At 46.6% G+C, this 14790-nt stretch carries 14 protein-coding genes; 2 read left to right on the forward strand and 12 right to left on the reverse strand.

The features are described from left to right. Window positions 1–115: 115 nt before the first annotated feature. The 3 genes from A6E01_RS07675 to A6E01_RS07685 all read right to left on the reverse strand — a co-directional run bounded on the left by A6E01_RS07675 (window position 116) and on the right by A6E01_RS07685 (window position 3622). The gene (locus A6E01_RS07675) at window positions 116–2032 is read right to left on the reverse strand and encodes a TRAP transporter permease (RefSeq protein ID WP_065209984.1); all 1917 of its coding nucleotides are present in this window, start codon (window positions 2030–2032) and stop codon (window positions 116–118) included. 81 nt (window positions 2033–2113) lie between these two features. After that, window positions 2114–3046 carry a TAXI family TRAP transporter solute-binding subunit gene (locus A6E01_RS07680; protein ID WP_065209985.1) on the reverse strand — a complete coding sequence of 311 codons (933 nt, stop codon included), beginning with the start codon at window positions 3044–3046 and terminating at the stop codon, window positions 2114–2116. Between the two features lie 162 nt (window positions 3047–3208). Beyond that, window positions 3209–3622, reverse strand: coding sequence for a GNAT family N-acetyltransferase (locus A6E01_RS07685; protein ID WP_017027588.1), 414 nt, complete (start codon window positions 3620–3622; stop codon window positions 3209–3211). 156 nt (window positions 3623–3778) lie between these two features. Here A6E01_RS07685 and A6E01_RS07690 point away from each other — a divergent pair, with 156 nt between their 5' ends. Both A6E01_RS07690 and A6E01_RS07695 read left to right on the forward strand, forming a co-directional pair. After that, a complete protein-coding gene (locus A6E01_RS07690) occupies window positions 3779–4255 on the forward strand; it encodes a YehS family protein (RefSeq protein ID WP_017027589.1) in 477 nt (158 codons plus the stop codon). A gap of 2 nt (window positions 4256–4257) precedes the next feature. Further along, on the forward strand, window positions 4258–5484 hold the full coding sequence (locus A6E01_RS07695; protein ID WP_065209986.1) for a DEAD/DEAH box helicase: 1227 nt from the start codon (window positions 4258–4260) through the stop codon (window positions 5482–5484). Between the two features lie 568 nt (window positions 5485–6052). On the opposite strand, the gene A6E01_RS07700 is transcribed toward A6E01_RS07695, so the two are convergent. The 9 genes from A6E01_RS07700 to A6E01_RS07740 all read right to left on the reverse strand — a co-directional run bounded on the left by A6E01_RS07700 (window position 6053) and on the right by A6E01_RS07740 (window position 14742). Further along, window positions 6053–6481: a hypothetical protein gene (locus tag A6E01_RS07700; protein WP_065209987.1), complete on the reverse strand. Its 429-nt coding sequence runs from the start codon at window positions 6479–6481 to the stop codon at window positions 6053–6055. Further along, window positions 6474–7454: a formate dehydrogenase subunit gamma gene (locus A6E01_RS07705; RefSeq protein WP_237334515.1), complete on the reverse strand. Its 981-nt coding sequence runs from the start codon at window positions 7452–7454 to the stop codon at window positions 6474–6476. Before A6E01_RS07705 ends, A6E01_RS07700 begins: the two co-directional genes overlap by 8 nt. Before the next feature lie 75 nt (window positions 7455–7529). Then, a complete protein-coding gene (gene fdh3B, locus A6E01_RS07710; RefSeq protein ID WP_017027593.1) occupies window positions 7530–8138 on the reverse strand; it encodes a formate dehydrogenase FDH3 subunit beta in 609 nt (202 codons plus the stop codon). Between the two features lie 13 nt (window positions 8139–8151). Further along, window positions 8152–11007 carry a formate dehydrogenase subunit alpha gene (locus tag A6E01_RS07715; RefSeq protein ID WP_065209988.1) on the reverse strand — a complete coding sequence of 952 codons (2856 nt, stop codon included), beginning with the start codon at window positions 11005–11007 and terminating at the stop codon, window positions 8152–8154. 12 nt (window positions 11008–11019) lie between these two features. Continuing rightward, window positions 11020–11217 (reverse strand): hypothetical protein, encoded by a 198-nt coding sequence (locus A6E01_RS07720; protein WP_065209989.1) that lies wholly within the window; start codon window positions 11215–11217, stop codon window positions 11020–11022. A 15-nt stretch (window positions 11218–11232) separates the two neighbouring features. Next, window positions 11233–11832 (reverse strand): TorD/DmsD family molecular chaperone, encoded by a 600-nt coding sequence (locus tag A6E01_RS07725; RefSeq protein ID WP_065209990.1) that lies wholly within the window; start codon window positions 11830–11832, stop codon window positions 11233–11235. An 8-nt stretch (window positions 11833–11840) separates the two neighbouring features. Then, entirely contained in the window at window positions 11841–13511 is a 1671-nt protein-coding gene (locus A6E01_RS07730; RefSeq protein ID WP_065209991.1) for a 4Fe-4S dicluster domain-containing protein, read from the reverse strand. Between the two features lie 130 nt (window positions 13512–13641). Further along, window positions 13642–14295 carry a DUF3306 domain-containing protein gene (locus A6E01_RS07735; RefSeq protein WP_017027598.1) on the reverse strand — a complete coding sequence of 218 codons (654 nt, stop codon included), beginning with the start codon at window positions 14293–14295 and terminating at the stop codon, window positions 13642–13644. A 21-nt stretch (window positions 14296–14316) separates the two neighbouring features. Continuing rightward, window positions 14317–14742, reverse strand: a complete 426-nt coding sequence (locus A6E01_RS07740) for a DUF3305 domain-containing protein (protein ID WP_065209992.1) — start codon at window positions 14740–14742, stop codon at window positions 14317–14319. Between the last annotated feature and the right edge of the window lie 48 nt (window positions 14743–14790).

A 14790-nucleotide genomic window follows, 5' to 3' on the forward strand; every position in this document is an offset into this window, starting at 1 on the left:
ATATACAACTATAATTATTTAAGTTGATACTGTCAACTAATTTTTGTGGCGACAATAAAAAGCCCCGACTCTAAGAGCCGGGGCTAGGTACTGTTTTGTTGGTCGCGATTAGGTGTTAGCTAGCGTTTACCGCCTTGTGGGAACGCCACTGAACCACCGCAATCCCAACAATGATCACTGCGCCCAATACCCCGACATTAAACGGGTTAAGAAGCAGTAATGGTATAGCGACAGCAGCTGCAATACGCTCCACCTTGTTGAGCGCTCCTAATAAGTACCCCTCAATGGTGATGGCGATAGCCACGATAATGGCCAGAGTCTGCCCAACTGAAAGCATTAGCGCGACTATACCTTCATTAGGATTGACCAAGTTAGTGTATGCCATCATGATCGGGATAATGAACAAGCCTCCTGCCAACTTAAAGGCTTCCACTGAAGACTTCATAGGATTGGCATTGGCCACGCCGGCCCCAGCAAACGCCGCTAGTGCGATTGGCGGAGTAACATTTGAGGTTTGCGATAGCCAGAATACAATCAAGTGAGCGGTCAGTATCGGCAATCCAAAGTCAGTCAACATAGGCACCGCCATAACGGCCAATACGATATACGCTGCCGTTACAGGTAAACCCATGCCTAAGATCAGCGCCACAATACTGATAAGTCCAAGGGCGATAATCATGTAACCGCCAGAGAAATCCATCACAAATTGAGTAAACTGAAGTCCAATACCGGTTTGTCCCACAACCCCAACAATGATACCCGCTGCACCACACGCCGCAGAAATTGGCAACGCTAGCAACGCACCGTTCTTCATACCCTCAAAAAACTTCTTTAGGCCGATTCGGCTATGCTTACGCATGCTTGCCACCACTAAGATAGCCGCACATCCTGCGACACCTACCAAAAGTGGTGAATACGCCATCATGAGTAGCGTAGTGATCAATACAAGCGGGATAAGGTGATGAGCACCATGCTTCATTACCGCGATCACCGCCTCTGTTTTACTCACTGCCTGCAGATTCAATTTACACGCCATAAGATGCACATAAAGCAAGGTACAGAAGAAGTACAAAATCGCTGGTGCGATGGAAGCAAACATGATCTCGCTATAAGGCACGCCAGTAAATTGCGCCATAACAAATGCACCTGCCCCCATAATCGGTGGCATGATTTGTCCGCCGGTCGAGGCCGCTGCTTCAATTCCTGCCGCCTGTTCCGATTTATAGCCAAGCTTTTTCATCATCGGAATGGTGATTGAGCCTGTGGTTACTGTGTTGGCAATCGCGGAACCTGAGATTGAACCGAGCCCCGCCGAAGCCAATACCGCGGCTTTTGCAGGGCCACCGCGATACTTACCGGCAATGGCAAACGCAAGGTCGATAAAGAATTTACCTGCGCCTGTCACCTCTAAAAAAGCGCCAAATAGCACAAAGATAAATACGGTCGTTGCCGCGATGCCCAGTGCTGAACCAAACACGCCGTTAGCCGAGAATATTTGGAACTGTATCAGCTCTTGTAGCGAATACGTTTTAATCGAGATAGCACTTGGCAGCATGTCACCAAACATGCTGTAGCTAAGAAATAGCACAGCGATAAGCACCATCACCCAACCCACGGTGCGGCGACAGCCTTCCATTAGTAAGGCAATTAATGCCCCGCCAGCAAACATGTCGGCAGGCTGTAACCCATAAAACAGGTAATTGATATCGTTGTAGTCAAAGATTGACATACGGTAACCCGCGAACACAACGACCGCACACAAAACCAGGTCAACACAGCGACCCGCCAAGTAAAACTTGCTTCGGCGATTACTGATTAACGGGAAGTGCAAAAAGATAAGCACCAACACCCAGCATAGGTGTATTGGTCTGAAGTAAGTGGCTGAAATAGTTGAGCTTATTCCCTGCCAGATTTGAAACACTGACAACGCAACGGCAATCAGTAATATTGAATAGCCAAAGAATGTCGTCACTCTTTCATAGGGCAAGTTAGCACTAAGATCTTGGTTATTTTCGTTATTAGTTACATCCATAACGGCGCCTGAAAGAAAAAATAGATAAGAATTAGAAGCACAAAAAAGCAAGCATCACGCTTGCTTTTTTGTTGGGTGGTTTTACTTAGAAACAGAGTCTAGGTATTTCTTCGCACCTGGGTGTAGAGGTACACCTTGCAGGCGAGAAGCGTTCTCTGGGGTAGTCATTTCAGCCATCTTAACCACCTTACGAATGTCACCCATATTCTCATAGGCAGCCTTGGTTAGGTTGAAAGCCATGTCATCGTCCATATTCGCGTTAACCACCAATACGTTCCAAACACTTAGCGTAGAGACTTCGCCAACGTTGTTGTACACATCCGCTGGGATATCATAAGAGCTGTATGCTGGGTTAGCCGTTACAAACGCTTGGCTTTCTGCATCAGAGATAGAAAGGACTTTGATTTTATGCGTTAGTGCAACTTGCGTTACTGCACCAACACCTTGACCACCTACGATGAAACCCGCATCTACTTGGCCATTAGCCAATGCGTTAGTGGTTTCTGAGTAGTTTAGGTATACCGCCTTGATGTCTTTCTCAACATCAATACCGATAGACTCAAGAAGTGCTGCTGAGGTTACCGCTGTACCACTGCCTGGAGCACCTAAAGAAACACGCTTACCTTTTAGATCAGATAGCGAGTTGATGCCTGACTTCTCTAGAGTAAGGGTATGAACTAAGTTTGGGTAAAGCGCAAAAAGCGTCTTCACTGGCATTTTTGAAGGGAATTTACCCTGACCATTGTAGGCATCTAACACAACGTTACCCATTGCAATCCCTGCAATCATGTCGCCACGCACTACCTTAATAGTATTTTCTACAGAAGCAGCTGTTACCTCTGCTTTTGCATTTACTTCTGGCACATGTTCAGACCAGACTTTCGCCAGTGCGCCACCGAATGGATAGTAGATACCGCTTTGACCACCGGTACCAATTGAATAGTTTTCAGCACTTACTGATAGGGGAAGTAAACACACTAAAGCCAACATTAAGTTTCGTTTAAACACAACCATCTCCTTGATTATTAGTCCAAAACGATTGGGTTATTGTTATTTAAATTTACCCATATCGTCGCATATACCTTACTAGTGGACTAACACAAGTCAAAATATTGATTGGCTGAATGTGACGCTAGTTTTACTAAATGTGGCTTTAGACAGTTTATGGAGAATATTTCAGTTCAGGCTAAGCTGCATAGTTTGATGCTCTATGCCCACCTCTTCATAGCGCTCACCGATGGGTTCGAATCCCAGTTTTTGATAAAAATCTAGCGCATGTACCTGAGCGCCCAAGTAGACTCTCGAAAAGCTTCTAAGGCGAGCTTCATCCACCAAAGCCTCCATGATGCTAGTGCCTAATCCCTTGCCTCTGTGGCTGATAAGTACGGCAATGCGGCCAATATGACCATCTTCGAGCATGCGCCCCGTTGCGATAGGTTCATCATTGTCATAAACCAGTGCATGTACCGCCTCTTCATCTAGACCATCAAAGTCTAGGTTAGTATCTATGCCCTGCTCTGCGGTAAACACGGTATTTCGAACAAGAAAAATCTCATCTTTTGATTGCCAATCTACAATCTCTACTCGCATTATTTAGTTACCTCTTTAACGTCGATTTCTCATTACAAGTTATTAGCGTTTTTTCCACAATAACCAGAATCACAAACTAATATTTATATACATTCATTTGTCTGTGTTATGGTGCACGCCATTTGCACCCTTCACTTAACTCCATTAGGAACTATTTTGACTAATAACGATATTTTGCGCCGTATCCGCTACACCTTCGACTTCAACGATAATGAAATGATCGAGGTGTTTAACGCCGCTGATCTTACTGTTTCCCGTGAACAGGTTATTAATTGGCTCAAGAAAGAAGAAGATGACTCTTTTTGCAAAATCATCGACAAAGAATTAGCTCAATTTCTTAATGGCCTGATCAATCAAAAACGCGGTAAGCGCGAAGGTGCTCAACCTGAGCCAGAGTCACGCCTTACCAACAACATGATCTTCATGAAGCTTCGTATCGCTATGAATATGAAGGCTGAAGACATTCTTGATACATTGAAGCTTGTCGACTTTAGACTGAGCAAACACGAACTAAGTGCCTTTTTCAGAAAGCCTGACAACAAGCATTACCGTGAGTGCCAAGACCAGATCCTTCGTAATTTCTTAATGGGTCTTCAACTTCACCTACGCCCGAACAGCACCACCCAAGATTGATTATGCCGTTTTCACAGTTAACCCTATGTTCTGAGCTAAGCGAGACTCTGCAGGCCAATTTTACGACGCCTACCGAGGTTCAAAGCCAAGCTATTCCTGCAATCCTAGGACGCAAAGATGTGCTCGCTATTGCTCAAACAGGCAGTGGTAAAACACTGGCGTATGGCCTTGCGATACTCGAACAAGTCAGGCTGCAGCCTTGTAGCACCCAAGCCATCATTCTTGTTCCGACCAGAGAACTGGCTACTCAGGTGTGCGACACTCTAGAACCGTATGCCAACACCGTCGATATCACCGCGCTATCTCTGTGTGGTGGCATTGATAAAGAGTGGCAAAAAGAGCAGCTGCTCTTAACCCCTGAAATACTGGTTGCGACTCCGGGAAGACTGCTGGATCTGTTAAAAGATCAGTCAATAGACGTCAGCAGACTTAGCGCGTTCGTGCTTGATGAAGCAGACAGATTACTAGATATGGGCTTTTGGCCAGATATTCAAGAGATTGTTTCTCTTCTTCCGCCAAAGCGTCAAACCTTGATGTTCTCTGCTACCTTCTCAGAAAAGCTAGAGACTCAAGCAAAGGAATTACTGCATTCGCCAAAGCGAATTCAAACCAGCGTCGCCAATAGTGTGGTCGGGGGCATTGAAGAAACGCTGTACTTGGTAAATAAGGGCAGCAAAACCAATGCCTTGATTGCCCAGTTGAAACAGCATAACTGGTCGCAAGTCCTTGTGTTTATTGGCGCTAAGGATAACGCGGATGCTTTGTGCAAAAAGCTGACTAAAGCGGGCATTTCAGTCGCCGCTTTGCATGGCAATAAATCTCAGCAAGAGCGCGAAGAAACACTAGAGCTGTTTAAACAGCGTAAGGTGAATGTACTCATTGCGACCGACCTTCTGGCTCGCGGTATCCATGTGCAGAGCCTACCTGTTGTGATTAACTTTGAGCTGCCATCAAACGCTGAGGTCTATGTGCACCGCGTCGGACGCACAGCACGCGCCGGTGAGCAAGGCGTGGCTATCTCTTTGGTGTGTCATGGAGAGACGGAGTACTTGAGTGCTATCCGTCAGCTAACGCTTCGCGAGCTTCCTCTTGAAGAGCTTGAAGGGTTTCCTGTTACCGATAAGCCATCTTCAGGGCAAAGTAAACGTGCGCCAAGAGATAAAAAGGCAAATCGCCGTACGAATAGTAAGAAGAGCGTTAAGCAGTTTCAGGGGAAGGTTAAGAAATAATTTCTCTATTTATTTCGGACTAAAGCCGCACGATTGGTTTAGTCGGCATTGTGCGCACTAAGATCCCAGATAAGCTCCGCTTTCTGGGATGACGCTTATTACTTCTCGTGGCTACAGTTCATAACACTGCACTCCTGACGTCATTCCAGCAGTCTTTTAGCTGGAATCTAAGAAGCTACATAGCTCAGCATCGTGCACCCTAAGATCCTAGATATTTACTCCGTAAATTCTAGGATGACGACTTTTGTTTCTTGTGCATCCAGTTCATAACACTACACTCCTGCCGTCATTCCAGCAGTTTTTTAGCCGGAATCTAAGAAGCTAAATTGCTCAACTTTGTGCAACCCAAGATCCTAGATATTTGCGATGCAAATTCTAGGATGACGACTGTTGTTTCGAGCTGGCGTAGTACATAAAGGCACAAACCCCACGTCATTCCGGAATTTGCATCGCAAATATCCGGAATCTTAGAGAGCGCCATTAGAAGCCATTCCCACATACCATAAACATAAAAAAACACCAGTGCATCACGCTGGTGTTTCTGTTTTCACGCGTTATACATTCAGCACTAAGTCTGAGAAAACTGATGCAGAGATTTTGCTTGAGCTACCGGCTTGTTCTCTTTCAATAGACGCATGCCCTTGAACATTCGAACGAACCACACTGCAATGGCTATGGCAGAGATGACGCCACCGGCAATAGGGATAAAGTGTGCAATCTCAACTAATGCGCTGTTACGTGCCCAATAATCGTTAATACCAATAAGCACACCGTTTGAGGTCGCGACCGTCACAATCAGCACCACAAAGAAGGTCAAAAACAGGAAGAAGCTTCTGATCAAGCTGTAGTAATGAGAAATCACTACATCGCTGTCTTCGTCCTTATCTAAGCGATACCCTGCATACACGATGGCAATGACGCCCGACAGCAGCAAGGTGAATGGAGTAAGAATACTGCCTATATAGGCATACCAAATGCCTTTATGATGATCATTCATTGCTCACCCCATCCTTTTTGTTTGCTCCCTTAACTGGAGCTTCTTCCAATTGATCTTTTACCTCTTCAAACCATTGGTCATGGTGCTCTTTAGCCCAGGTTTCGTCTACCTTACCGGTGACCATACCTTCTAGCGCACCTTCCATGCCAAACAAGCCGATATAGATATGGAATACAAAGCCACAGATCAATACAAGAGCCGAGATCATGTGTACTAGGTTTGCAATCTCCATATCACGTCTGGTCTGGTCAAAGATAGGGAAGTCAAGGATGACCCCACTGGTTGCGGCAACCGCTCCGACCACTATCAGCATCCAATAAATGATCTTTTCACCACCATTGGAGAATCCTGCTGATGGATGTGAGCCTTTATGCTTGCCGAACATGCCACCCATCTTCATAAACCATTGCATATCGGTTTTGTTGAAAATAGATTTACGCCACCATTTCACTAAAATGAAGATAAGCAGGATATAGAAGATTGGTCCTATGTAGTTATGGTATTGCTTGGCCGTCATAATGACTAAGCCCCATAGCTCGCTCGGGATAAACGGCTTCAAGAAGTGCTTACCGTAAACCAACATCAACCCACTAAAGGCAAGAGTCAAAAAGGTAAAGGCCATTGTCCAGTGAAGCGCCCTATCCATTCGAGACCAGCGATTGAGCTTTCTGCCAGTGCGCGGCTTACTGAGCATGAGTGGTCCAACTAAGAAGTAGGCCAATACCACCATCATGATACTGCCAAAGATAGCGACCGCGGCCGCTGGAGACATCCACTTCTCTTTTAGAATGAACCACGTTTGTCCAGGCACACTAATTAACACACCGTGCTCAGGAGATTTTGAGGTTGTCGTACCCTCAACGCCTCCTTTCACATCTCGCCAATAGTCTGCACCAGCCAGTTGCACCATTTCTTTTTCTGCTGCGGTGTTCGCCTTTTGTTCTTCTGCGTAGCTTGATGTACTCACTAACATCAAAACACTGGCGAAAACCGTTAACAGCAACAAAGTCCATTGTTTCGCTAACTGCATCTGAATTGCTCCCTCTAACTAGCTTTTGGTCGCATCAAACGCTATATCTTCACCATCGCTCCATCCAGCGCCTTTAGCTCCGCGCTCAACAACGCGCTGACGGAAGATATCGGAGACCACTTCAGCATCACCCGCAAGCAGTGCCTTGGTAGAACATAGCTCAGCACACATAGGCAGTTTGCCTTCTGCGATACGGTTAGCACCGTATTTTGCGCGCTCTTCTTCAGAGCCGTTCTCTGTTTCAGGTCCACCAGCACAGAAGGTACATTTGTCCATCTTACCGCGCTCACCAAAGGCTGAGGTATGAGGGAATTGCGGTGCGCCAAATGGGCAGGCAAATAGACAGTAGCCACAACCAATACATAGGTCTTTATTGTGCAGCACTATGCCATCTTCGGTGTACTCAAAGCAGTCTGCAGGACACACCGCCATACACGGCGCATCGGTACAGTGCATACACGCTACAGAGATTGAGCTTTCACCCGGTTCACCGTCGTTTAGTGTGACTACGCGGCGACGTTGAATACCCCATTCCAAGGCATCATCGTTTTCGTTCTTACATGCAGTGACACAACCGTTACATTCGATACAACGCTTGGTATCACATAGAAATTTCATTCTAGCCATAATTTAGGTTTCCTTACGCTTTTCGAATATTACACAGTGTTACTTTGGTTTCTTGCATCTGAGTAACTGGGTCATAACCATAGGTGGTTGCAGTGTTTGCTGCTTCACCTATGACATAAGGAACCGTACCTTCTGGGTAACGTTCGGTAAGGTCTTCACCTTGGAACTTACCACCGAAGTGGAATGGCATGAACGCAAGCCCTGGAGTGACTCGTCGGGTCACCATAGCTTTCACATGCACTTTACCTTTCTCGGCACCCTCAACCCAAACCATGTCACCATCTCTGATGCCAAGGTCATTCGCGTCTTTAGGGTTCACCTCAACAAACATTTCTTGTTGAAGCTCAGCTAGCCATGGGCTAGAACGTGTTTCTTCACCACCACCTTCGTACTCAACCAAGCGGCCTGAGGTAAGAACAATGGGATACTCTTTCGATTTGTCGACATCCTGAATACTCTTATACAAGGTCGGTAGTCGATAAATAGACTCGCTGTCGTCCCACGTTGGATAATCCTTCACAAGATCTCGGCGCGGCGTATACAGTGGCTCACGGTGCAAAGGCACTCTATCAGGGAATGTCCATACAATGGCGCGCGCCTTAGCGTTACCAAATGGGATACAGCCGTGCTTGATGGCGACTCGCTGAATACCACCTGACAAATCTGTTTTCCAGTTTTTACCCTCAGCAGCCGCTTTTTCTTCTGCTGTCAGATCATCCCACCAGCCTAAGCTTTTAAGTAGCTTATCGCTAAACTCAGGGAAGCCATCTTGCAGCTCACAATCTTTCGAATAGCTGTCTTCTGCCAGAAGGTTTTCACCCTCAAACTCAACCCCGAAGCGCGCGCGGAAGTTACCACCGCCTTCGGCTACCGGTTTAGATGTGTCATACAGTATATGAGTACCTGGATGCTTCATGTCTGCTGTGCCCCAACAAGGCCAAGGCAGTCCATAGGTTTCACCGTTTGCAGGACCACCTTCGGCGGCCAGCGTGGTTTTATGGAAGGTATGCCAGTTTTGTTGGTGCTCTTTAAGGCGCTCAGGACTTTGACCTGTGTAGCCAATCGTCCACATACCCTTATTAAATTCGCGAGTAATGTCTTCAATGGACGGCTCGTTACCCTCAACGGCAATGTTTTTGAACAGCTGTTCTGAGAAACCTAGCTTTTTCGTCAACAAGTACATGATTTCGTGGTCAGGTTTCGACTCAAACAAAGGCTCAACGACTTTGTCACGCCATTGCAGCGAACGGTTTGATGCGGTCACAGAACCATGAGTTTCAAACTGAGTAGTCGCCGGTAACAGATAAACACCATCTGTTCGGTCGTTCATCACACCCGCAACTGTTGGGTATGGGTCAACGATGACCATCATATCCAGCTTCTTCATTGCAGTACGCATTTCAGGACCGCGGGTTTGTGAGTTTACTGCGTGACCCCAGTAGAACATGGCGCGAATATTATCGTTCTGCTCAATGTTCTCTTTGTTTTCCAATACACCATCTATCCAGCGAGAAACAGGAATACCCATGTTATTCATTGGTAGCTTGCCGCGATATTTGTTCTGGTCGAAACGCTCTTGTACCCAGGTGTACTCAAGATCCCACACCTTGGCCCAATGTTTCCATGAGCCAGGTGCCAAACCGTAATAGCCTGGTAGAGTGTGTGATAGTACGCCAAGGTCAGTTGCGCCCTGCACGTTATCGTGACCACGGAAGATGTTTGCACCGCCACCTGATTTACCCATGTTACCTAGAGCAAGTTCTAACACACAGTAAGCACGAGTGTTATTGTTACCTGTGGTGTGCTGAGTTCCCCCCATACACCAAACAATACAACCAGGGCGGTTGTCCGCTAAGATCTTCGCGGTTTTGTACATTTGGTCTTCAGAAGCACCCGTTACACGCTCAACTTTATCCGGCGTCCAGTTCGCTACCTCATTGCGGATTTCTTCCATACCAAACACACGTTGGCGGATGAACTCTTGGTCTTCCCATTTGTTTTGGAAGATATGCCATAGCAAGCCCCAAATAAAGGCAACATCAGTACCCGGGCGAAGTGAAATATAGTGATTGGCTTTAGCCGCAGTACGTGTACGCCTTGGGTCGGCAACCACTATCTGACAATTATTTTTCTCTTTAGCTATCAAGATGTGCTGCATGGCGACGGGGTGCGCCTCAGCAGGGTTCGAACCTATGAATAGCATCGACTTACAGTTGTGCATGTCGTTGAAAGAGTTGGTCATCGCACCATAACCCCAGGTATTAGCTACCCCAGATACTGTGGTGGAGTGACAGATACGTGCTTGGTGGTCAACGTTGTTGGTTCCCCACAGCGATGCCATCTTTCTAAACATGTAGGCTTGTTCGTTGTTGTGCTTGGCACTACCCAACCAATACACTGAATCTGGGCCTGATTCTTTACGAATTTGTAGAGCCTTGTCGCCTATCTCATTGATGGCTTCATCCCAGCTCATTTTTTTCCACTTACCACCCTCAAGCTTCATTGGGTATTTGAGGCGTTTCTCACCGCGACCATGCTCGCGAAGCGCAGCCCCTTTGGCGCAGTGCCCACCAAGGTTAAATGGATGATCGAACGCAGGTTCTTGTCCTGTCCATACGCCATTTTTCACTTCGGCATAGATACCACAGCCAACAGAACAGTGAGAACAAATGGTACGTTTGATTTCGACGTTAACGTCTTTATTTTCAGTGTTAGCTTGTGCCTTTTTCATCATACCGGGAGCAAAGATCCCCGCTCCCACCACGGCACCACTAGCGCCCAAAGATGAGTTTTTCATGAAGGTACGGCGGCTAACACCGAACTTTTGATTAGGATTTGAGGTGCTGTCAGAGCGCTTGGTTAGTTTCATAGTCTTAGGCTCCTAGAGTGAATCATAATAGTCGCGGATGTGCTGGGTTTCTTTATACCCCTGCTCATCTTTCGATTGTTCGTTATTCACATCAATCGGGTTCGCCTGAGCTGTTGTCGCTGTGCTAAGTACTGCACCCGCAACAACGCCGCCTCCTAAAGCCTTTAACGCTTTCCGACGATGACTATCAATTTCTTTGTTGTTTTTCATGACTCCATCCTCAACCTAATCCAGTTCACTCGAACGAACAGCAATGCTCTGCTCACTCAATGCTACGGCTTCCAGCTCCAAAAAGGAGGCAAGAAGGCTTGCTACAACCACGTAAAACCCAGCCGCGTTTGCGCTCTGGATTTGCTTAACTAAATCTTTATACCAAGTGCCAACGTGTCGATTAAAAAACACCCCTTGTTGCGGAGAGTTCTCTTCTACCAACATCGCCATCACCTCGCAGATGGCTGCAATGTGATCTTCTGGCTCTTTCACGCTGTCGTTTCTCTCAAAACCCAGCGCGGTAAGATCTTGCCTTAAGGCTATTAAGGGTTTCTCCATCAAGGCGCCACTGAGATGCCAAGAAGCGAAGGGCATGACCTCCCCTCTTCCAACCCCTATAAATAAATCTTGGTATTCTTCTTCTAATTCTTGTTGCGTGGCTTGGCTTGCTGCTTGCTTTAGTGCCTGCCAATCGGCGCTCATTTGACTGTTGCTGTCTTCCGTTTCTATTTCAGCTAACCACTTAAGCAAATCGCTGTTTGGAGGCTGTCTGAACAAGGTAGCAAGTAACAAATAAATATCGGCGCGCGGTGCCTGTAGTGCTTCTTGATTCATGCTTACCCCTAATATTTTAGCTGTTTTGTAGGATCTTTCGCCATTTCTTCAAAAACATCCGCAACTCGGCAGTCTTCGCACATGGCAATTCGGCGGATCGCATTGTCATCCGAGAAGTGAGAATGACCCTTTAGTTTCCCTTGAAGCATGGTAATCATTGACTTTGGAGCGAATGGTTTTTGACAACGCAAACAGAGCGCTGGCTCATCTTGGTGTAATACGGTGACATTGGTGCGTTGCTCCTGATCCCAGTTCATTCTAGGGGTCAAGGCGAGTGCATCCTCAGGACATGCTCCCTCACACAATCCGCATTGAACACAATCTTGCTCGATAAAATTGAGTAAAGGCAGCTTGCCTTCGTTATGGATAGCCGTGGTTGGGCAAACCGCTACACACGCCATACACAAGGTGCACTTATCGGCATCGCACTCAACGGTGCCATAAGGCGCTCCTGCCGGAAGTGCGACTTGCTGCTGAAGTGGCGAGAAAGATTTCGCCAATCCATCTAATGCTTGAAAGAGTCTCGAACGCTTGTCGCCCTCAAGCTCGCCAACGGCAACGCCTAACGGTTGCTCAATCAAAGTAGGTGCTTGGCTTCTCAACTCTTCTAGATACAAGATATCAACGCAACCGGCGTTAATACCTAGTTGCCTTAACAGGGTTTGCGCCACAGCGACTTCTTCACCTAGCACTCTAATAATAGTGGCTGGCATTCGACGACTGGCGGCGAACAATACCTGAGTGGCACCGTTGGAAAGAGCCGCGAACCACGTATCTATGCCCACAGAAGGAAGCTCATTCACCACTATGGGGATGACATTCTCAGGCAGTGCTCTAAGCGCCATTAGGTTATAAGTTTCATGCTCTTCACTGCAAAACAGGATGATAGGCGACTCGCCTCTTTGCTGTTGGTAGTTTTGCAGCGTTCTCTCTATGTAGCCCTGAGTTTCTTGAGGATACGGAAGTGCGTATTCAATCGCGCCGGTGGGACAAGAGGTAGCACAGGTTCCAACCCCTTGGCAGAGGTATGGGTTGATCTCTATCCTATGCCCAATCTCATCGCTCCCCTCGCTGGTCAAAGCACCAGCCGGACAAGATAAGATACAGCGTTCGCACCCTTTGACGCCGCGTGAGCTGTGCGCACACTTGTCGGTATCTAAACGGAAAAATTTAGGCTTATCAAAGGTGCCAACCAAAGCATTAATTTCTTCTATGGCATCTTCAAATTTGGGATAGCCTCTTCCCACTGGGAAATAACCCACAGGAGGCACTTCATTATCAATCAAGGCTTGCGGGCTCAAATCTAAAATCAGATCAAAGTACTGCTGCCCAATTGCAACGGGCGCAAGGTCTACCTCAGATAATGAGCCCGGTTGTGATAGGTAAATTGAAAAACGCCCCATATACCCGCTAAGAGACGCTGACGAGAAGTAATAAGGGGTTATGTCACCTTGCACAGGTGAGTTTGCTGGGGTGGCGAAAGTCACCGAACTTAACCCAGAAAATTGCAGCTGAAGTGATTCAAGGTCTTCAGCGGCCGCAATAACCAATAAAGCACCGTGACTTTCATAACTGACGGTGGGTGGAATAAGGTTTGAGAGCTCTAACGTATTGTTAAAGGCGTAGTTTCGCGCTTGGCCATTGCTTGAGGTCGATTGAGCCAAAAATTCCTTTAGCATTCGCATCCTGTGAGTTAGTGAATAAGCTCAGCTTACTGTTGTGAATAGTTTGCTTAAGGATTGCAGATAATTTGTAGAATAATATTAAACCCATAGAAATTTTGAGGCATTACGCAGGAAAATTTATTAACTATGTGATTTTCTTGGCAATTTTATTTGCATCCTCTCTAATTAGTGTAGATTCACCCTCATCGGAGTTGTTATCGAGACCTGAATGTGTTTCTTTTTTGTTAACTAACTGACTCTCTACAGGCTCAACTTCAGCATCACTTTCTTCACGCTTGCTCTCCTGACTTTGCTCATCAGTAGTGAGCAATTGCGATTCATCGGTAGGCTCAAGCTCTTCAGCTAACTCCTCTAGTTGCTCCACTTTCTCGCGCGTCCAATTACGAAGCTTACTGGCAACATCAGCAGATAGCGGCTTTATCTGACTAAAGTCTTGGGCGTAGTCATTGAGCTCGTCAACCTCACTAAATTGCCCGCTGAAAAAGAGGCTACGCAGCGCTCGCTTCTTTAACTCTGGGGCGACATCTGAAGCCAACAGCGCAGACATGGCATTGCCCTTTTTCTGTTCTTCTGTGACTTCTGTTTCATCGTCTGATGTCGGTTCTTGTTGTGCTAGCTCGCTCGAATCTATGGACTCCAAATTGGCTTCGTCGAGCTCTAGTTGCTCTTCAACGATCGCCTCAGATTCCACCTCAAGCTGAGGATTGTCTATTTCTTCCTCAAGCTCGGCAGGCGCTGAATGCTTATGCAGCAGTCTTTCAAACAATCCACGGCTCATACTGACACTCCTGATCTTCCACTATCGACTGGCACGGCCCGCACCTTTACGTTTCTTGCGTTTGTGCTCAATCAATTCTCCATGACGAGCAAGATAGGCCTCCATCCAAGCCTGAACCGCCAATGGCAAATCTAACGATAGCACCAGATAGTCGCCATCAAGAAAACTGCCTGCTACGCTTTGTGACACAGTAACTGAAACAAGGCTTAGCGATTCGGTATCGTTTTCCAACACCACGAACAATTTGGGGTTTTGTGAATTTAGGTTAAAACGGTAATCGGTTCTCTCATCTCTAAACAGTTGGATTTCAGCATCGATACCCGTCTCACTCTTCGAAGGGTCTAAAAATATCTCTTCGATGCTCCAATTGCTGGTTTGCCACTTAGAGTTTTGTGTTTGATGTAGAATAATCTGACATCTAATGGGCCAATTATCTTCCGTTTTCATTGGTACCTCGTTAAGCTAAGTCATTATTATTTAAATAGTTCTACCCGA

Origin of the sequence: Vibrio breoganii, assembly GCF_001677275.1 — a bacterium.
GTDB classification, from domain to species: Bacteria; Pseudomonadota; Gammaproteobacteria; order Enterobacterales; family Vibrionaceae; genus Vibrio; species Vibrio breoganii.